We start from the raw sequence: 19049 nt of genomic DNA on the forward strand, positions 1-19049 counted from the left end.
CATGATTTACTCCATGACAGGCTACGGCAAAGCTGAAGCCACTTACAACGGAAAAAAAATCCACATAGAAGTCAAATCGCTCAACAGCAAAAACCTGGACTTGAGCACGCGCATTCCCTCCATCTATCGAGAAAAGGAAATGGATATTCGCAAATTTGCGGCAGCAGAATTGGAGCGAGGAAAGGTGGAATTAACCATTTGGTGCGAAAAAGGAACAGAACAAGCTGGATTAACCATAAATCCTTCGGCAGTGGCTTCCTATCTGCAGCAAATGCAGAGAATCAGTATCGAAACTCCTGGTTTGGCTATGCCCAATCCCTCAGAGCTGTGGAAAGTTTTAGTGCGCCTTCCCGAACTTACACAAGTTGCATCACTCGAAACTGTATCCGAGGAAGAATGGTCTACTGTAGCCACCGCCCTTTCGCAAGCCATCAATCAACTCAAGGACTTCCGTCGCCAAGAAGGAGAAGCCCTTGCTCAAAAGTTCCTCAACAACATTGATAGCATTGAAGCCTTGATGAAGAGCATTGAGCCTTTCGAAAAAAGTCGCGTCGAAAAGATTCGCACAAGACTCGAGGAGCGCATTGCTGAGCTTCCTAGTCTAGACATCGATAAGAGCCGTCTCGAGCAAGAGCTTATTTATTACATTGAGAAGCTAGATATCAATGAAGAAAAACAACGATTGACCAACCACCTCAACTATTTCCGTGAAACACTCTCAGGACCACACGGACAAGGTAAAAAGTTAGGTTTCATTGCTCAAGAGATGGGACGAGAAATAAATACGACTGGTTCGAAAAGTAACCAAGCAGAGATGCAAAATATCGTAGTGAAAATGAAGGACGAACTAGAACAGATTAAAGAACAAGTGCTCAATGTGCTTTAATGTATGTTCAATGTTATTACTCCCATCAACGCTTTACGACTCTTTTCTTACACATTCCTATGACTAAAGTTATTGTTTTCTCTGCTCCCTCTGGCTCGGGTAAAAGCACACTAGTGCAACACCTCATTGAACAAGGACTCAATCTCCATTTTTCCATTAGTGCCACAAGTCGTCCCCCCCGTGGACAAGAGCAACATGGTGTCGAATACTTCTTTCTATCTCCAGAAGAGTTTCGCTCCCACATTGAAGCTGGAGACTTCTTAGAGTATGAAGAAGTCTATAGAGATCGCTACTATGGTACTCTAACTTCACAAGTAGAAAGTCAGCTTGCTGCTGGAGAAAACGTAATCTGTGACATTGATGTTAAAGGGGGGCTAAACATCAAACGCCACTATGGTGAGCGCTGCCTAGCAGTATTCATCCAGCCTCCTTCTGTTGAGGCATTACAAAAACGATTGGAGCATCGAGGCACAGAAACTCCTGAGGCTATTCAAATGCGACTAGACAAAGCAGAATATGAAATGAGCTTTGCTTCACAGTTTGACACAATCATCATCAACGACAATCTAGAAACAGCAAAGGAAGAAATCTACAAGGTTGTCAATGATTTTATCAAAGTCTGAACAGATTTTATTAGATTTATTGCTGTCCCGTAAAATATGTACTTTAGCTCATGTTACCAGCGTTAGTATAGGAACAAGCAAAGTAACAAAAGAGGCTGAAATTCAGTAAGAGGGTTTCAGCCTTATTTTCATCATTAGAAAAACTTTTATCGGACAGCAATATAAGAGGCTCATCCGACATTTGGAGTGATGCTGCAATCATGCAGGGCATATAACCTTAATTCAAAAGTACCTTTCGTCTCTAAAACCATAAGCAACTCTCTTATTGACCTTTATCTTGTTGTTTATCCCCTCTACTATTCCTGTCGATGTGGGACAGTCATACTATACCAGAATACTGGTTATGTAAGCCATAATTGTGACGGCTATTTTCATCAGCTGTGGCACTTTGCTCTCTCGCGCCTGTTTTACCCAATCGAGCATGCCCTTTTCGGCTTCTTACTTATTGTACTGTATTCATATCTCTCTGAGTTGCTCTTTGAGATAGTATGCCTGTGAGAGAGGTTTGTTCATATCCAAAGCCTTATCAAGGCTTGTTTGATACTCCTTATCGAAGATGTCAGCTCCATTGCGTAGCAGCAGCTTACGCGTCCCCTTCAAGACCTTGCGCTTGTTGATGTCCTTTTTGCGTATATCGTCCAACTTCTCATTCATCAGTTTGACCACATGGAGATGGTCGAAGACATGCACCGCATTCGGGCAATTTTTGTGTACTGAAGAGATGAAAGCGGAAGAGAGATCAGTGGCAATATACCTGATGTCAATCTTTTTTTGTCTCATTTCCAAAATCGAGCCAAAGCATCGGCTGCCTTGCCCTGACCTACGTAGAGAATTCGACCGCTCTTGAGGTCAACCACATACATTGCAAAGCGACGAGTGTAAAACTGTGACTGCCGGTGGCAAAAGGTATCCATTCCTGGCAATCATAGCACAATCCGCACACTTACACTTGTAACGGCGGACCTTCATACGCAGAATTACTTTTTTACCGCCAATCGGAAGATCAACAAAGTCACGAATGCGAAAACCATACTTGACCAAATGGGGATTACCGCGCTTAGGCCTGCATTTCAGTGCTCGTTTATTTTCAATATGAAAGATACATTGTATTACCTTTGTATTCCTCACGGAGGCACTCGTGGTGATACAATACCCAAGCATAATATGGAAAACAGCTCTTCATAATGGTACATTTGTTGGAGATAATTCAAATGTAAAATTAGTTCGGCAGTTTTCATCTGTTTAAAGAACATCACTTTTAATCTCGGATGAACCAAATAATTCCGATGTTTGTGAATTCGTAAGCTCCATTGTTCTTGTTTGTTTCTTTCTATCACTACAAAAATAAGAACTTTGGAGTTTACACACAAAAAGACTATTAATACCTGATAATAAAGATAATCCCTTGAATTTCGAAAAAGTCAAGGGATTATGGAAAAAGGATAACTTTGGTTCGTTTGTACTATTTAGCTACTAAAGCGTTTTGCTGCCCGCAGAAGATGGCGCGCATTAGATATTATCTCTTGGGTTTCTTGAAGTGCACTGAGATAAAGTAGGGCTACGTTGAGATTACTTTCATCACGTTGTATGCGTTCTTGGAGAGAATGGCGTACTGCTGACACTTCGTTCTTTAACATGCTACCTTCGACTAGAACTTCATCACTATTGCTAAAATCATTTTGGTCAATAGAGGTTTGAATCGCAGTTAAGAACTTTGATGTACGCTCTACTATAGGTGCATACTCTTGAACATAGTCATCAGGCAGTGGATTAAAGTTGTTGTCTACATGCTCTAGAATAGGCTCCAGCATACGCTTTAAGCCATAAAGGATTTGAGAGATACTATTTATGCCTAGATAGAACCAAGTATCCTTTTCTATCGCTTGCAAACGATCTATCTTGCGCATTCCTATGATTTCCTTGCGACGATAGCGTTTCCACATTTCTCGTTCATCCTTGAGTAATGATTCTGAAGAACGAAGATAGCGAATATTATCATTCATCAGTCCTTGAGCTACTCCTTCAAATATTTCACGAGATGCTTTGATGAGGTGTACCTCCGTTAGCTGGCAATGCTGAAGGAGCAATGTCCAAGTTTCGTGCTTGTCACGAGTACTCATCATCTGACGGAATAATGTATCTACATTTTCTGCTTGCTCCTGTTTCTTCTTGAAGCGTCTGTTGTTGGCAATCATGGTAAAAATAATGATGCCAATGACACCCACCATTGCAAAAAAACCACCTATGTTATTGAGGGTTGCTATAAGGAAAGCCATCATAAAGGCTGCACCAGCTGTGATAAACCAACCACCTATTACAGTCATTACCCCTGTGATGCGATAAACTGCAGTTTCACGTCCCCAAGCTCGATCAGCAAGAGATGACCCCATCGCAATCATGAAGGCTACGTAGGTAGTTGAAAGTGGTAGTTTGAAAGTTGTACCGACAATAATCAATAAACCAGCTAGCACAAGATTGACACTGGCACGAACTAAATCAAACGCAGCGGTTTCTTCTGGTGCATCATCTTTGCTAAAGCGTTGATTTACCCAGTTTGCAACTGAGGCTGGTACATGCTTACTTACATATGCATTGAAATTTAGAACATTTCTTACTGTTCTTCTTGCAACCTTTGAGGAAGAAAATACTTCCTCATTCTCACTTTGGCTAGACAAATCAATGGTTCGTTGAACTACTTGCTGAGCTTTCTTAGACGTCCAAATAGCCACGGTCATGATAATACCTGCTCCAATGAGGAATAGTTGAACATAAGGCAAACTGGACTCACCAGCAAGGACACCCATTTTATGGGCTGTTGCTGCAACTCCCTCACCTGCCTGACTAAAATCTAGATAGCTCTCTAGTCCTGCTAATGGAACACCTATAAAGTTTACTAAGTCATTCCCTGCAAAGGCCATTGCTAAAGAGAAAGTGCCAAGCAATACAATGATTCGGAAGATATTGATACCTAACCAATGTAGTATCTGTACAAGCACTATTGAAACTAAAAGTGCATAAAGAATTAGCATATCAGGATGCTCATGCACAAAGGTTCCAAATGCACTATTCTGTACTATAGGCGCATTCTTAAGACTAACTGCAACTAGGAAATAGAATATGAGGGTAATTGAGAAGCCTCCATAAAGAGCAATACTCCAACGTTGATGCTTCTTATAATTGAAAGTGAAAATGATACGTGTAAACCACATCACAATAAGCCCCACCACGAAAGCTATCGCTACAGAAAGGAATATACCAAATATTACAGTTAGCGCCTTATCAGTGTTGATAAGTTCCGAATACGAAAAACCATCATTAATGATATACTTAAGTGCAAGCGCAGTTGAACCACCTAATAGCCCAAAGACCAACGACACGGTTGTAGATGTGGGGAGCCCAAGTGTATTAAAAATGTCAAGTAATATTACATCTGTAGCACTGACTGCTAAGAAAACGCACATGACATCGGCGAAGGAATAATGCTGAGGTTGCAATATGCCATGTCGAGCAATGTCCATCATTCCACTAGAAGTGGAAGCACCTATAAAGATGCCTACAGCAGCCACAGCCAAAATAACCTTAAACTTTGCCGCACGAGCTCCAGCAGCTGGAGCAAGAAAATTTACGGCATCGTTAGCAACTCCAACACTTAAGTCAAATATTGCCAAGATTAAGAGGAAGCCGAGTACTACCAAATACAGAGAGTCCATAGAAAAAGAACAGTTGATTGAGTTGAAAAGGGTTTCATTTCCAACGCAAAGATACATTATGTTCGGAAAATATGAGGTACATTTCAATAAAAAAATAGTAATGGAATCAATCTTTGTCTCGAACTTGTTCAAGCTGAGCTAAATGAATCCATGTTTCGGAACCATCACTTGTTTGCACTCTTGCCCATCCTTTATTATCTATATCTTGCAAGTTAACGATGCTTCCAGCAGGAAGTAACATTTCCTTCTTAGAGTTCAGTATGGGCGAAGCATATGTTTGAGCTTGATCAGAGGTAATGACAGCTAAACTATTATGGTAATAACGATAACGCTGACAAATAGCTGCAAGACTAGTGATAAAAAATGAAATAACGAGGACAAAGGTAGAAAGCAGAGCGACTCTTTGAATAATTGTATGAGAGAGTATTCTGAAGAGATTCCAGCAGATAGCAGCTAGAATTAAACAAATGAAGGAAATAGAGGTCCACTTCTGAACACTGCCACAATCAAGTAATAACGTCAACGGGTTCTCCCAGGGCATATTGGATAAAGTAGCATGTCCTGGAGCTATTTTTTGTTGTGTAAGTTGTAGGTTGTAGGCTGCATCTTCAAAAGAAGGGTTTAGTCTCAAGGCTCGTAAATAAGCTATTATAGCTTCGGGATACTGTTTGAGTTTATAATGGGCATTACCTAGATTATAGAAACCTTCAACAGATGGGGCTTTTGCAACTTGTGTAGAAAAGAGGTCGACAGCTTCTGCATAATTTTCGTTAGAAAAAGCTTTGATACCTTTATTGTTAGGAGATTCAGCCCAACAAAAAACTATAAAGAAACACCACAAAACAGTGACGGAGAAAATGTACTTAGTACGCATAAACAGACTATCTAAGTGAATCATTTAGTAATGTTAGGAGATGACTAGAACGCTGGTAAAGATCTTGTCGGATATTCTCTGAGGTTGGTGCAAATTGTCCAAAATCTATCTCCGAAAGTAACGCCAAAGCTTCATCTATTATGTCAGTATCAATTCTATGTGCCGCCAAGCGTTCACGAATAATTTGCTGCGTTAGCGCAGCCTTTTCTAGTTTGAATTTCTCTGCAAAATAACCAGCAACAGCGTTAGATAAGGCATCATAAAACTCTGAATTACGATCAGAACTAATGAGCTTTTCTACTTGTTGCAAGCGCTGATGTGCTCTTTTCCTTGCATTTCTTTCTTTTCTTCCTTCTGAGTCTAAATGTCGATACAAAAGTTTTTGAGCATAGCGACTTCCTAAAACACTTAAAGATAGGAGACAAGCTAACAAACACCAATATTTCCAGCTACCAATCCATAGGAATCCATCAGTTGAAAATCTATGGTTACTTTGTTCGATTGCTCTGAGGTCTTCTGTTTTAGCCGAGCTAATAGGTGCATAGGCTTTAGTTCCCTTCTTGATGTCAAGTGTAATTGCTTTGCTGGAAGTTGTGAGATATGATTTAAGCTGAGGATCAAAGTAGTTTAAACTTATGGACGGAATTGTGAACTTACCCATGTTGCGTGGAACAAAGGTATAATCAAATTCCATAGAACCTTCTACTCCTGAAGACGTTATCTTTACTTTATCATTGATTTTCGGAGCGTAGGCGTCAAAGCCCTTGGGAAAAACTACAGTAGGCGCTTTTACGAGTTTGAGGTTGCCAGTGCCTCGAACTACCACTCTCAAAGTGGCTACATCATTTGTTTTAGGGACGGGAGTGGTTAAAGATGCGCTTATCGATAACTGTCCTACCCCACCCGAGAAATTCGTGGGTTGTGGCTGAGGCAAGGGAACTACTTCTAATGTTACAGGAGGTGTAGATCGTTCTACTGACACGTTAACACTATTACCGCCGTTGAAGAAAGCATCAATTTCATCAATAGATGAATTACGTTGTACTACATCTGTGCGGAAAGCCAGAGCAGGGATAGTGAGGGTTCCTGACTGCTGTGGGAAAATTAAATACTGAAGATTCGTCCCAACTCGATAAAGTTTACCTCCTATATGTGCAGCTCTTGGGCTTAGATTTCGAGGAAGTTCAACTTCTTGAGTCCAAAAACCTTTCATTTCAGGTTTGCCAGTTGGCATTATGTTGACAACAGCCACACCTTCTCGGACATGATAACGATAAGTCAGCATGATAGGTTCTTGCTCATATATCTTTTTCTTAGAAACCTCGGCTGTGAAATAGATATCCTTGAGGCCTATATGAGTTCCTATATTTTGAATATCGTGAGTAGAATGAGAGGATGCAGTAGGGGTTGAAGCATTGAGACTAGATTTTCCTGAAATCAGAATTGAAACAGGACGAGTCTGGTAAACTTTTCCTTGGGCATGGACAGAAGCTCCTCCTATTTGAAGAGTACCATTTCGCTTTGGAGCAAGAATGTAAGTGTAAACAGTTGAAGAAGTGGTTTGCGTCCGATTATTAATGATAACCACGCTGTTGGCTGTGGAAATGTTAGGGCCAGCAAGTATGTCGAAATCGTTGAGTGCTGGTTGACGAAAATTACTTCCTTCAGCTCCATTAAGTTCAAATTGGACTCTAATTTGTCCATTAATATCGGACTTTGTAGGAGCTTTAACTCTGAAAGTTATTTGTGCCAACCCGTAAAATGCAAAACAAAAACCAATCAAGAGACTTAAAAATTTATGTATCATACGATGTCTTATATCGAATAAGATGAGTAAATTTGTGGTTTACCAGTTCTTTTTGAGATGCTTTTGCCGTGGTTGTTCAGAACGTTGCAACTTATCTCGTGTTTGCTTTTCTGCTTGCTGTGCAAGATTTAGCAAGCGCTCGGCGCTTTCTTTACTCATTTCTCTGTTAGTCTCTTGCTGCTGTTGTTGAGACTGTTGTTGATTATTCTGTTTTTCTTGTTGCTTTGACTTCCGTTGCTGTTGTTGGTTTTGTTGCTGCTGGTCCTCCTTTTTTTGCTTTTGACAGAGTACTAAATTATAGCGAGTATCCTCGTCATGAGGATTATTGCGTAATGCTTCTTTATAGAAGTCTATGGCTTTGTCGTATTGCTTATTCAAATGATAGGCTACACCCACATTGTGATATGATAGAGCTCTGAGGAATTTGTTAGACTCACCTTTAGCGGCTACTTGATATTGCTCCAAAGCTGCTTGCATGTTTCTTTGTGCTAAATATACATCTCCTAGATTGAAAGCAGCTCGTGCACTTTGTGGATTCAGTTTCTGTGCTGCTCGATACTCGAACTCAGCAGTCTTATAATCACCTTTCACGAATGCACGATTACCTTGGTGTATATGTCTCCATTCTGCATTTTGAGCATAGGTACTTGAAGAGGCAAAGAAGAATAGATAGAAAAGAAAGTATTTATACATATTCTTAACTCCCACAATATAATGTAGAACAACTAAAATTATCTTTGAAGAAAGGAGAGCTTACGCCACCAGTTCTGTTGACGTTCGGCAAAAAACAGTTCTAATAGCAGTATAATCAACAGTAAAGAAGCAATCCACGGAAACAGTTCGTTAGGTGCACTGTTATTAGTATAAGAAGACTCAGCTTCTTGTAATTGAGATAATACTTGTTGAAGTTGCTCTTGAGCAGAGTTAGTGCCATCTACATGAAAAAACTGTCCCTTACCAGCTTGTGCTAGTTCAATACATGCTTCTTCATTGAGAGCTGTCTTTACTACAGCTCCACTATTGTCTGTAAGTATACCTTCAGGTGTCGGGATTTGAGCTCCAGAGGTACTTCCAACCCCAAGAACAAACACGTGTTTCCCTGAGTTAGCCGCCAATCTTGCAGCTTCTACCGCTCCTTCTTCGTGGTTTTCTCCATCAGTTATAACAACAATGGCCTTGCCTACCTTCTTATTATTGCTAAAGCTTTTATCTGCTAATCTAATGGCTGCTCCAAGATTAGTACCTTGAAGTGAAACCATATCAGTAGATATTTGATCTAGGAATAAATTAGCACTAACTAAATCATTCGTAAGAGGGAGAATAGGATATGCCTCACCTGCAAAGATATTAAGACCAATCTTATTATTAGGCATGCGTTCAGCAAGCGTAGATATCAAAAGTTTACTTCGCTCTAATCTAGAAGGCTGAACATCCTGTGCTAACATTGATTGCGAAACATCTAAAGCAAAGATTACTTCTATCCCTTGCTTCTTAATGGGTTTTCCAGAAGATAAGCCATATTGAGGCTGAGCTAACAGAAAAATTAGAAGGGCTAAGGCAATAAGCTGTAAGAAGAACTTAGTAATTACACGATAGATTGATAATCCATTTACTAGCCGTAAGAACATATTTTTACTCCCCCATTGCGTTTGTCGCTTATAGTTACGCCATTGAGAGTATATAAATAGTGCAACTAGAAGGGGGATGAGTAATAATGCATACAAATATTCGGGATGCGCAAATTGAAACATACAATCATGGGATTCGGCGAAGCCAAGTGAGACGAAGCACAATTTCTGATAGAAGGAGGGCAAAAGCAGCCCAAGCAAAGGGAGTAAAAGCTTCGTAGTACTTATTATAGTGGTGCTGCTTTAGTTTGGTACGCTCTAGTTTATCTATATCTTTATATATACGTCTTAATTCACGTTCAGATGCAGCTGCATAATATAGACCTCCAGTAGCCTTTGCTATGCTTCGAAGAGTAGCAGGATCCATATCGCTCTTAACATTGGCGTAATAATAACTTCCATCTGGTAAAATACCAACAGGTTGTCGTACCATGCCTTGTCTACCTACTGCAATGGTGTAGACACGAATTCCTTTCTGCTTTGCGATTTCTGCAGCTGTTAGAGGCGAGATATCTCCTGCATTGTTGGCACCATCGGTAAGAAGTATGACTACTTTGGATGGAGCTTTACTATTTGCGAGGCGACTCACAGCATTTGTTAGGCCCATACCAATGGCAGTACCTGGAGCTATAGTACCATTAGTTTGTAGTTCACAGCTCACACCTCTAAAAGTAGAAAGTAATGCTATATGATCTGTTGTCATCGGGCATTGGGTGAAAGCTTCTCCACCGAAGAGGGTTAAACCAATATTATCATTAGGGCGTCCTTGGATGAATTCGTAAGCCACTTGTTTTGCTGCCTCTATTCTATTAGGGGATAGGTCTTCTGTGAGCATGCTTTGGGAAATATCCATGGCTATCATGATATCTATGCCCTGCACTTCACGCTCACTTAAGGGCATTTTCGTTTGTGGACGCGCTAAAATAAACACAACAAGCACAAAAATACTAAGACGTAGCAAAAAGGGTAAGTGAACTAGTAGCGCTGCAAGATTCGAAGAGATATTACGTAAAGGCGCAATCGAAGCTATACGTAAAGCTGGTTCTTCATGCCTACGACTGAGTATATACCACAGTACTAGTGGAATACACAGTAATAAGAGGAAGAAAAAAGCAGGATAAAGGAATGTCATGTTAAGCAAGAACTACATAATTAAGGAAGAATAGCCCATATCAGATAACAGATATAAGCAAAGATTCCCAATGCAAATGTCAAAATTACGATTTGTAAAGTAACCAATAAACTCTTTCTTCGATTTAAAGTACGTACGGCTATGTCAACCACTTTCTCTTCGTATTCGGGAAGTGCTTCTTGACTCTGAGTTGTGCGCACATAATCTACTGCTTGAAGGAGAGCACGATCACTTTCAGCCAAAGAGACTTTGTGACGAGCAAATTTGATAAGGTCTGCTGTTTGGAGTATTCCTCTTAACTCTCGCAAAGCCATTGCATCGTTGACACCCGAAAGCTCTGTTACAATTTCGTGACTAGTCATTTCTTTGGCATTAAATCCAAAACGTTCGTAGAGATAAGTGCGCAGAATATCTGTGAGTTCGACGAAATAAGCTTTTTGTGTCTCTGCGTTTTGTATGTCTTGATGTCGTAGTTGTTCTATTGCCTCCATCGCTTTATTATGAGGAGGAGGCGGTGTCTTCACTTTTACTATCTTATACTTCGGCTGACGAACAAGAGTTTGGCGCAAAACTCCCATCCATCCTATTGTTAGAAGCCATAATATACCACAACATCCTAGAAGATGAAATGTCCAACTAAAAACTCCCTCAATTGGAGCTTTGGCTGGGCGTATATCGTCGGGATGCTTGAAATCAACTTCTATAGTATTGACTTTTAGTGCAATTTCATGAGCACTCTTATAAGATTGTCCGTTTATGACAACTTCTTGTTGCGGAATCTTATAAACCGCACTGTCAAATGATGTTAGGACGTACGTGCGTTGCAGTTGCCACATCTTTCCATCTTCTTTTATTATTGTGTCGATGGGTAATGTAGCAAGAATTTCTAGTCCATGTATCACATAACCTGAAGTATGCGTAGGAAACTTTACTTGGCTATTGGCCTTGCAGCTTACTATTACATGTAGATTTACTTGCTCTCCTACAAGGATGCTAGTAGAGTCAAGTGATGACTCTACCATAACGTGTTGGGCTGACAGAGACAACCAACACTGTAGGAGTAGTAAGATGGATGAAATACGCAGGAAAAAGTGCATCTATTATATACTCTAAATGGTGAAATAGCCAACTACTGCCGCTTTGCAAACAATTGTTTTAAGCCTTTTACAAAATCAGCATCAGTAGCTATTGTAGTGTAGTCAATACGAGCTCGATTAAAACGCGTTTGCAACAATTGTTCATGCGATAGCCACCAATTATGATAGGCTTGTCTCACTTTTTTTGAATTAGTATTTACGTACTGTTGATACCCTGTTTCTGCGTCTTCTAGTTTTATCCAGCTGATTTTAGGCAATATTGTCATCCTTTGGTCATAGACTTGCACAGCGACCAAATCATGCTTCTGGTTAGCACGCTTAAGTAGTGTGGTATAATCTTCTTGATCAAGAAAGTCTGACATAAGGAAGGCTACACTGCGTTTTCGCATAACTCGAAGAAAATACTCTAAGCCAGCACTAAGACTTGTCCCTTTTCCTTTAGGTTCAATGGTAAGTAACTCTCGAATGATGCGTAAGATATGTCCTTTCCCTTTTGCTGGAGGGATATACTTCTCTACGTTGTCAGAGAAAAATAGTGCTCCTATTTTATCATTATTACGCATAGCAGAAAAAGCCAAGGTTGCTGCAATCTCAGTTAGCTGCTCACGTTGGGATAGATGCCCAGAACCGAAATCAAGTGATGCCGAAATATCAATGAGAAGCATAACAGTTAGTTCGCGCTCCTCCTCATAGACTTTAACGTATGTCCTATCAAAGCGGGCTGAAACGTTCCAATCGATGTCACGAACATCGTCACCAGCTTGATACTCTCGCACTTCAGCAAAGGACATACCACGTCCTTTGAAGGCTGAGTGATATTCGCCTGCAAAGATGTTATTGGAAAGTGCACGCGTCTTGATTTCGATTCGACGGACACGCTGCATCAATTGTAAAACATTCTCATTCATAAGTTAATCTATCAAGGAACTTCCACCTTTGCTAGAATCTCACCAATTATTTTCTCGGTAGTAATATCTGCCGCTTCTGCCTCATAGGTTAATCCTATGCGATGACGTAATACGTCATAGGCTACACTACGCACGTCGTCGGGGACTACATATCCACGCTGACGAATAAATGCTAAACTTCTGGCAGCAAGTGCTAAACTAATTGTGGCTCTAGGAGAACCACCATAGGCAATATATGGTCGCAAATGCTCGAGTTTATAATTTTCGGGATAACGAGTTGCAAATACTAAGTCAGCAACATACTGCTCGATTCGTTCGTCGATGTACACTTCTTTTACCAATTGACGTGCCTTACGGATAGTTTCAAGATCAACAATGGGTTGAATCTTTTCGTCAGCTAGATTACCACGCATTGATGCACGTACAATACGCTTCTCCTCATCAAGTGTGGGATAATCTACTACTACTTTTAGCATGAAACGATCTACTTGAGCTTCTGGAAGTGTATATGTTCCTTCTTGTTCTATTGGGTTTTGAGTTGCCATTACCAAGAAAGGGTTGGGTAAGGTCATCGTTTCGTCACCAATGGTCACTAATCGTTCTTGCATTGCTTGAAGCAAAGCACTTTGTACTTTTGCAGGAGCACGGTTTATCTCATCTGCTAATACAAAGTTTGCGAATACAGGGCCACGACGTACAGAGAAAGCATCTTCTTTTCTACTATAAATTAATGTGCCAACAACGTCAGCAGGTAAGAGGTCGGGAGTAAACTGGATACGACCAAAAGTAGCGTCAATTAGAGATGATAAAGTACGTATAGCTAAAGTCTTTGCTAAACCGGGGACACCTTCAAGGAGTATATGACCATCTGATAGAAGCCCAATAAGAAGAGCCTCTGTAAGGTGGGATTGTCCAACTATTACTCTAGACATTCCATCTTTAAGAAGGGTGATGAAGCCTGATTGTGCTTCAATACGTGCATTTAGCGCACGAATATCGATATTTTCTACCATAGACACGGTTGATTTCTTGATTTATCATGCGAATTTAGTACTTTTCGCGCGAAGTGGCTCTATTTTCTCTGTGAAAATGTCGTGTACTTGCTCAATGAAGCTCAATTTTTGAATTGTAATCATATAAGTTGGCTCTCTGGTAATTGGTGATATTGTTAAATTATGCAGTTGATGCTAGAAGAATCAGGTGAAATACGTGTTAAGTTTCGTTAGATGTAATGATAATAGTTTTCTTGATAACTAGAGACTTTATCATGGTCAACCAAAGACTGTCATCAGTAGTTAGAAGCTAGCTCCAGCATAACTACTAATTTTGCAGAACTTTCTTGATTTTAGTAGCAAACTTGGAGTTCTTTTGATAGTCTAGATGAAAAGCCGAATCAATAGAAGGTGATAATTTGCTAGACATCATGATTTAAGATAAAAAGTTCTCTGTATAACCGATTAATTCGCCATATATTACTATTTGTGAGATCTGAAGGCTGTAGAGAAGAAATAATTCAATGTTGAGATTTCCAGAGCCCCCTTCATGCCAGAGATGAAATACATCTGAAAGTAATATACGCTTCGTTTTACTGTGTAGTTTTCTTAAATCAGTGATTGAGATAATTACATTATCAAATGGTAAGTTAAACTTTAGCATACAGCTTGGAATGGACTGAAAAGTAAGCTTTATCGCACTTTAGAATATCTACTTAGGAAAGTTTTTCACTAAATGCCTTCAAAATGTACAGAAATGCATTCAAATACTTGGTAGTTTCTGTGTTTCTATTTAATTTTGCGCTAAAATTTCAATCGCATCTATGGATATTTATAAGATTAAAAGAGGACTCGACCTCAGGCTGACTGGTGAAGCCCAGAATTCAGTAGCAGAGGCTAAGCCCTCATCAGAGTATGCGTTGCGTCCACTTGACTTTCTAGGTATAACACCTAAGGTTCTTGTGAAAGAAGGAGTTGCAGTGCTTGCTGGAACTCCATTATTTGTGGATAAAGCAACGGAGAAAGTCAAGTTTGTTGCCCCTGTAAGTGGTGTTGTGACCAATGTAGAGCGCGGAGATCGTCGAAAATTGCTCAGCATTCGTATACAACCAGATAGTGTACAGGCAGCAAAAACATTTGAAGTACCAGCTTCTGGCCAGAGAAATGCAGAGAATATGACTGCGCTATTGTTAGAGACTGGTATTTTTGCTTTTCTCCGTCAACGTCCTTATGATGTTGTCCCTTCTCCTGATGTTGCCCCACGAGATATCTTTGTGAGTGCGTTTTCCTCTATGCCTTTGGCTGCTGATTTTTCGTTTGTTGTTGCAGGGCAGGAAAATGATTTTAAGGCGGGTATCTCTGCTTTATCACATATTGCAAAGGTGCATGTAGGGGTAAACCCTGAACAGCTTAACACGAAGCTTTTGCCCATTGAAGCAAATAATGTTGATGTGGCGTGTTTTAAAGGGTTGAACCCAGCTGGTAATGTAGGTGTACAGATTAACCATGTTGCTCCTGTTAATAAAGGTGAGGTTGTTTGGACTCTGGCACCCGAACTTGTGGTTGTAATCGGACGTTTGTTACGCACAGGCCAAGTTGATTTCACCCGCACAATAGCCGTAGCCGGTAGCGAAGTAATAACTCCGCAATATGTGAAGGTGAAAATAGGTGCTAAACTCTCTGATATTCTAGCTAACAACCTGAAGCCAGTAGAGCACAATGTACGTATTATCAATGGTAACCCACTTGTTGGTGAGAAAGCTTCCTTAAATGATTTCTTAGGAGCTCATGTGACAGAAGTAACAGCGATTCCTGAGGGAGATGACATCCACGAAGTTTTAGGATGGATTTGTCCACGCCCAGATCAGTTCTCTGTCAATCGTAGTTACTTCTCATGGTTGAGTGGTAAGAAAGAATATAATCTTGACAGCCGTATTAAAGGAGGACCACGTCACATGATTATGTCGGGAGAATATGAAAGTGTATTCCCTATGGATATCTTTCCTTCATATTTGGTAAAGGCTATCATCACTGGTGATATTGATCAGCAAGAAGCACTTGGTATTTATGAAGTTGCACCAGAAGACTTTGCGCCTGCTGAATTTGTTTGTTCCTCTAAGTTAGAACTTCAACGCATCGTTCGCGAAGGTCTTGAGATTCTTCGTAAAGAGAATGCTTAGTATATTATACTACTTCTATGATTAAAAAGTTTTTCGACACCATTCGTCCTCACTTTGAACCTGGAGGTAAACTTCAGGCTCTTCGCAGTGTTTATGATGGAATGGAAACGTTTGCGTTGGTTCCTAACGCAACTTCTAAGAGCGGTGTGAGTGTTCACGACTCCATTGACTCGAAGCGTATCATGAGTTTCGTTGTGATTGCGCTTATCCCTGCTCTTTTGGTGGGTATGTTCAACATTGGTTATCAGAACTACACGCATGCTGGTGTGGAAGCTTCTTGTATAACAATGTTTCTTTACGGTCTCGCAGTGATGCTTCCAAAGATTGTTGTGAGTTACGCTGTGGGCCTTGGTATCGAATTCGTTGTTGCTCAATGGAAGAACGAAGAAATCCAAGAAGGATACTTGGTATCTGGTATGCTCATTCCTCTTATTGTGCCTGTTGGAACTCCCCTTTGGATGCTCGGAGTAGCAGTTGCTTTCTCTGTAGTCTTCGCAAAGGAAATCTTCGGAGGTACAGGTATGAACATCTTTAACCCCGCCCTTGTTGCGCGTGCATTCCTCTTTTTTGCATGGCCTACAAAGATGAGTGGTGATGCTGTGTGGGTGAGCACAGAGCAAGTGCTAGGTCTCGGTAACAAGCTCGCTGATGGTTTCACTGCTGCTACTCCACTCGGACAAGCAGGTGCTGGGCATCAGATTACTTCTTCCTTCAGCGACATGCTGACTGGCTTGATGCCTGGTTCTATTGGTGAGACTTCTTTCATCGCTATCATGATTGGTGCTACAATTCTCCTTTGGACTCGTATCGCTTCTTGGCGAATTATGCTTAGCGTCTTTGCCGGTGGAGCCCTTGTTGCAACACTGTTCAATGCATTGGGTGCTGCAGACAATGCAGTTGCTCATTTGGGTGTTGCTCAACACTTGTGCTTGGGTGGTTTCGCTTTCGGTGCTGTTTTCATGGCAACGGACCCAGTGACTAGCGCTCGCACTGAGACAGGTAAATATATCTATGGTTTCATCATCGGTGCTTTGGCGATTACCATCCGTGTCTTGAATCCTGGTTATCCTGAGGGCATGATGCTTGCTATTCTTTTCATGAATATGTTTGCTCCTCTCATTGACTACTTCGTGGTACAACGCAATATCAATAAGCGCCTTGCACGCGTAAAAAAGTAATCTCTCGACATCACGATTATGAAATTCAATACCAATAGCAATGTCTATACGATTGTCTATGCGTCAGTTATGGTTATCATTGCAGCCTTCTTGTTAGCTTTTGTTGCCTCTGTACTCAAAGCTCCCCAAGAAGCAAATGTTGCCAATGACAAACGCGGACAAATTCTCTCGTCGCTCAACATCCGTAATGTAGATGATGTGACTGGCGAGTATAACAAAGTGATTCTACATGATCTTGTCTTGGACGCAAACGGTCAAGTGATCAAAGAAGATGGCGGTTTTGAAGTAGAAAGCAAAGATATAACCGCTAAGAATCCTGCTGATAAAAAGCTTCCTCTCTATGTAGCCAAAGTTAACAACGACACCATTTACGTTGTTCCCCTCTATGGTCGTGGACTTTGGGGCGGTATCTCAGGTTATCTAGCTCTTAAGAAAGACTTTGATACAGTGTTTGGTTCATACTTCACCCACGAAAGTGAGACTGCAGGTCTCGGAGCTCGTATTGTAGAAGAAGAATTCCAAGAGAAGTTTGTTGGCAAAAAGGCTTTCTCAGATAGTACTTTCCAAAAAGTAGCTTTAGTTCTCAGCAAAAAGATTGAGAAACCCGAACATGAAGTAGACGCTATCACAGGAGCCACTTTAACAAGTAACGGAGTAAGCGAAATGTTCCAAACAAGTCTACTCCCTTATCAGAAGTATTTTAGTGCTAATCACAAATAATTTAGAGGACAAACCATTATGAGTCTTTTTTCAAAGCGCAATCAAGAGGTTCTCAAAGCTCCTCTTAATCTCGACAATCCCATTGTGTCGCAAGTACTTGGTATTTGTTCTGCATTGGCTGTGACTTCTCAGCTAGAACCCGCCATTGTTATGGGTTTGTCTGTGACTGTTATTACGGCTTTCTCTAATGTGATTATCTCACTTATCCGTAATACTATTCCATCACGCATTCGTATCATCGTACAACTTGTTGTAGTTGCTGCGCTTGTTACTATTGTAAGCCAAGTGCTCAAAGCTTTCGCCTATGATGTAAGTGTGCAACTCTCCGTATATGTCGGTTTGATTATTACCAACTGCATCTTGATGGGACGTCTAGAAGCCTTTGCTATGATGAATAGTCCCTGGCCTTCTTTCCTCGATGGTATTGGTAACGGTTTGGGCTACGCATGGATTCTTGTTGTTGTAGGATTTGTTCGCGAAGTTCTCGGTTCGGCATCCATTCTAGGACATAAGATTCCTCTGCTTGATCAGAGCGATTTCTTCCACAATGGTATGATGACAATGCCAGCAATGGCGTTGATTATCTGTGGCTGTGTCGTTTGGGCGCATCGTGCCATCAATGATCGTAAGAAGTCTAAATAAGTAATGTGTAATTCCATACAAAACAAATAAACAATGGAACATCTATTGAGTCTATTTGTCCGTTCCATCTTTGTGGACAATATGATTTTCGCGTTCTTCTTGGGTATGTGCTCCTATTTGGCAGTATCGAAGAACGTAAAAACAGCGTTGGGACTTGGAGTTGCTGTTACTTTCGTGCTCCTCGTTACAGTTCCCGTTGACTATCTCTTGCAGGTTTATGTGCTAAATCCTGATGCACTTGTCCCAGGCGTGGACTTGAGCTTCCTCTCGTTCATTCTGTTTATCGCGGTTATCGCAGGTATCACTCAGTTGGTTGAGATGGCAGTAGAGCGTTTCTCTCCTTCACTTTATTCTGCACTGGGTATTTTCTTGCCACTCATCGCAGTAAACTGCGCAATTATGGGTGCTTCTCTCTTCATGCAGCAAAGAATCCTTATGGATCCTGCAACTTCTACGCAGGCGATTGCTAGTGTTTGGGATGCGATTGCTTATGCGCTTGGATCTGGTATCGGTTGGTTGCTTGCAATCACTGGACTTGCTGCCATTCGTGAGAAGATGGCTTATACCGATGTACCCAAGTCCCTTCAAGGTCTTGGTATTACCTTCATCACGGTAGGCTTGATGGCAATGGCCTTCATGTGCTTCTCTGGTCTTAAAATCTAACAGTTCATT

Annotated in this window: 18 protein-coding genes and 1 pseudogene; 7 read left to right on the forward strand and 12 right to left on the reverse strand. The window is 40.9% G+C overall.

The genetic code is table 11. From position 1 onward, the window contains the following. Position 1: 1 nt before the first annotated feature. Both HMPREF9999_RS06795 and gmk read left to right on the forward strand, forming a co-directional pair. The gene (locus tag HMPREF9999_RS06795; RefSeq protein ID WP_044063247.1) at positions 2-886 is read left to right on the forward strand and encodes a YicC/YloC family endoribonuclease; all 885 of its coding nucleotides are present in this window, start codon (positions 2-4) and stop codon (positions 884-886) included. Positions 887-945: 59 nt separating this feature from the next. Continuing rightward, positions 946-1509: a guanylate kinase gene (gene gmk, locus HMPREF9999_RS06800; protein ID WP_009437782.1), complete on the forward strand. Its 564-nt coding sequence runs from the start codon at positions 946-948 to the stop codon at positions 1507-1509. A gap of 222 nt (positions 1510-1731) precedes the next feature. Here gmk and HMPREF9999_RS10785 read toward each other — a convergent pair. The 12 genes and pseudogenes from HMPREF9999_RS10785 to HMPREF9999_RS06850 all read right to left on the reverse strand — a co-directional run bounded on the left by HMPREF9999_RS10785 (position 1732) and on the right by HMPREF9999_RS06850 (position 13678). Continuing rightward, positions 1732-2289: pseudogene (locus HMPREF9999_RS10785) on the reverse strand (transposase). After that, the gene (locus tag HMPREF9999_RS10620; RefSeq protein ID WP_198144640.1) at positions 2286-2423 is read right to left on the reverse strand and encodes a hypothetical protein; all 138 of its coding nucleotides are present in this window, start codon (positions 2421-2423) and stop codon (positions 2286-2288) included. Before HMPREF9999_RS10620 ends, HMPREF9999_RS10785 begins: the two are co-directional and overlap by 4 nt. Further along, the gene (locus tag HMPREF9999_RS10925; protein WP_083475836.1) at positions 2359-2670 is read right to left on the reverse strand and encodes a transposase family protein; all 312 of its coding nucleotides are present in this window, start codon (positions 2668-2670) and stop codon (positions 2359-2361) included. The genes HMPREF9999_RS10620 and HMPREF9999_RS10925 overlap by 65 nt, the downstream gene beginning before the upstream one ends. Positions 2671-2975: 305 nt before the next feature. Next, positions 2976-5219, reverse strand: coding sequence for an inorganic phosphate transporter (locus HMPREF9999_RS06810; protein ID WP_009437785.1), 2244 nt, complete (start codon positions 5217-5219; stop codon positions 2976-2978). A gap of 106 nt (positions 5220-5325) precedes the next feature. Next, a complete protein-coding gene (locus HMPREF9999_RS06815; protein WP_009437786.1) occupies positions 5326-6117 on the reverse strand; it encodes a tetratricopeptide repeat protein in 792 nt (263 codons plus the stop codon). Further along, positions 6101-7900, reverse strand: coding sequence for a BatD family protein (locus HMPREF9999_RS06820; protein ID WP_009437787.1), 1800 nt, complete (start codon positions 7898-7900; stop codon positions 6101-6103). Before HMPREF9999_RS06820 ends, HMPREF9999_RS06815 begins: the two co-directional genes overlap by 17 nt. Before the next feature lie 39 nt (positions 7901-7939). After that, the gene (locus HMPREF9999_RS06825; RefSeq protein ID WP_009437788.1) at positions 7940-8593 is read right to left on the reverse strand and encodes a tetratricopeptide repeat protein; all 654 of its coding nucleotides are present in this window, start codon (positions 8591-8593) and stop codon (positions 7940-7942) included. A gap of 38 nt (positions 8594-8631) precedes the next feature. After that, a complete protein-coding gene (locus tag HMPREF9999_RS06830) occupies positions 8632-9651 on the reverse strand; it encodes a VWA domain-containing protein (protein WP_009437789.1) in 1020 nt (339 codons plus the stop codon). Positions 9652-9655: 4 nt separating this feature from the next. Continuing rightward, positions 9656-10660, reverse strand: coding sequence for a vWA domain-containing protein (locus tag HMPREF9999_RS06835; protein WP_009437790.1), 1005 nt, complete (start codon positions 10658-10660; stop codon positions 9656-9658). 20 nt (positions 10661-10680) lie between these two features. Beyond that, positions 10681-11682 (reverse strand): BatD family protein, encoded by a 1002-nt coding sequence (locus HMPREF9999_RS06840; protein WP_009437791.1) that lies wholly within the window; start codon positions 11680-11682, stop codon positions 10681-10683. A gap of 107 nt (positions 11683-11789) precedes the next feature. Beyond that, positions 11790-12665: a DUF58 domain-containing protein gene (locus HMPREF9999_RS06845; protein ID WP_009437792.1), complete on the reverse strand. Its 876-nt coding sequence runs from the start codon at positions 12663-12665 to the stop codon at positions 11790-11792. Positions 12666-12676: 11 nt separating this feature from the next. Continuing rightward, a complete protein-coding gene (locus HMPREF9999_RS06850; protein ID WP_009437793.1) occupies positions 12677-13678 on the reverse strand; it encodes an AAA family ATPase in 1002 nt (333 codons plus the stop codon). A gap of 803 nt (positions 13679-14481) precedes the next feature. Between HMPREF9999_RS06850 and HMPREF9999_RS06860 the strand changes: the two genes are divergently transcribed. From HMPREF9999_RS06860 to nqrE, 5 genes are read left to right on the forward strand one after another with little or no spacing between them, the layout of a single operon-like run. Beyond that, positions 14482-15837, forward strand: a complete 1356-nt coding sequence (locus tag HMPREF9999_RS06860) for a Na(+)-translocating NADH-quinone reductase subunit A (protein ID WP_009437795.1) — start codon at positions 14482-14484, stop codon at positions 15835-15837. 17 nt (positions 15838-15854) lie between these two features. Continuing rightward, positions 15855-17015 carry an NADH:ubiquinone reductase (Na(+)-transporting) subunit B gene (locus HMPREF9999_RS06865; RefSeq protein ID WP_009437796.1) on the forward strand — a complete coding sequence of 387 codons (1161 nt, stop codon included), beginning with the start codon at positions 15855-15857 and terminating at the stop codon, positions 17013-17015. Between the two features lie 18 nt (positions 17016-17033). Then, entirely contained in the window at positions 17034-17735 is a 702-nt protein-coding gene (gene nqrC, locus HMPREF9999_RS06870) for an NADH:ubiquinone reductase (Na(+)-transporting) subunit C (RefSeq protein ID WP_009437797.1), read from the forward strand. 18 nt (positions 17736-17753) lie between these two features. Next, complete coding sequence (locus tag HMPREF9999_RS06875; protein ID WP_009437798.1) at positions 17754-18377, forward strand: NADH:ubiquinone reductase (Na(+)-transporting) subunit D; 624 nt, start codon at positions 17754-17756, stop codon at positions 18375-18377. A gap of 33 nt (positions 18378-18410) precedes the next feature. Continuing rightward, positions 18411-19040, forward strand: a complete 630-nt coding sequence (gene nqrE, locus HMPREF9999_RS06880) for an NADH:ubiquinone reductase (Na(+)-transporting) subunit E (protein ID WP_009437799.1) — start codon at positions 18411-18413, stop codon at positions 19038-19040. Positions 19041-19049: the final 9 nt, after the last annotated feature.

The sequence above is a fragment of the Alloprevotella sp. oral taxon 473 str. F0040 genome (assembly GCF_000318095.2).
Taxonomy (GTDB): domain Bacteria; phylum Bacteroidota; class Bacteroidia; order Bacteroidales; family Bacteroidaceae; genus Alloprevotella.

Coding starts and splice junctions, on each gene's coding strand:
- HMPREF9999_RS06810 (WP_009437785.1), bottom strand. CDS start 5,219: ATGGACTCTCTGTATTTGGTAGTACTCGGCTTCCTCTTAATCTTGGCA.
- HMPREF9999_RS06845 (WP_009437792.1), bottom strand. CDS start 12,665: ATGAATGAGAATGTTTTACAATTGATGCAGCGTGTCCGTCGAATCGAA.
- HMPREF9999_RS10620 (WP_198144640.1), bottom strand. CDS start 2,423: ATGGATACCTTTTGCCACCGGCAGTCACAGTTTTACACTCGTCGCTTT.
- HMPREF9999_RS06795 (WP_044063247.1), top strand. CDS start 2: ATGATTTACTCCATGACAGGCTACGGCAAAGCTGAAGCCACTTACAAC.
- HMPREF9999_RS06840 (WP_009437791.1), bottom strand. CDS start 11,682: ATGGTAGAGTCATCACTTGACTCTACTAGCATCCTTGTAGGAGAGCAA.
- HMPREF9999_RS06835 (WP_009437790.1), bottom strand. CDS start 10,660: ATGACATTCCTTTATCCTGCTTTTTTCTTCCTCTTATTACTGTGTATT.
- HMPREF9999_RS06865 (WP_009437796.1), top strand. CDS start 15,855: ATGATTAAAAAGTTTTTCGACACCATTCGTCCTCACTTTGAACCTGGA.
- HMPREF9999_RS06860 (WP_009437795.1), top strand. CDS start 14,482: ATGGATATTTATAAGATTAAAAGAGGACTCGACCTCAGGCTGACTGGT.
- HMPREF9999_RS06820 (WP_009437787.1), bottom strand. CDS start 7,900: ATGATACATAAATTTTTAAGTCTCTTGATTGGTTTTTGTTTTGCATTT.
- HMPREF9999_RS06815 (WP_009437786.1), bottom strand. CDS start 6,117: ATGATTCACTTAGATAGTCTGTTTATGCGTACTAAGTACATTTTCTCC.
- gmk (WP_009437782.1), top strand. CDS start 946: ATGACTAAAGTTATTGTTTTCTCTGCTCCCTCTGGCTCGGGTAAAAGC.
- HMPREF9999_RS06875 (WP_009437798.1), top strand. CDS start 17,754: ATGAGTCTTTTTTCAAAGCGCAATCAAGAGGTTCTCAAAGCTCCTCTT.
- HMPREF9999_RS06830 (WP_009437789.1), bottom strand. CDS start 9,651: ATGTTTCAATTTGCGCATCCCGAATATTTGTATGCATTATTACTCATC.
- nqrE (WP_009437799.1), top strand. CDS start 18,411: ATGGAACATCTATTGAGTCTATTTGTCCGTTCCATCTTTGTGGACAAT.
- nqrC (WP_009437797.1), top strand. CDS start 17,034: ATGAAATTCAATACCAATAGCAATGTCTATACGATTGTCTATGCGTCA.
- HMPREF9999_RS06825 (WP_009437788.1), bottom strand. CDS start 8,593: ATGTATAAATACTTTCTTTTCTATCTATTCTTCTTTGCCTCTTCAAGT.
- HMPREF9999_RS10925 (WP_083475836.1), bottom strand. CDS start 2,670: ATGCTTGGGTATTGTATCACCACGAGTGCCTCCGTGAGGAATACAAAG.
- HMPREF9999_RS06850 (WP_009437793.1), bottom strand. CDS start 13,678: ATGGTAGAAAATATCGATATTCGTGCGCTAAATGCACGTATTGAAGCA.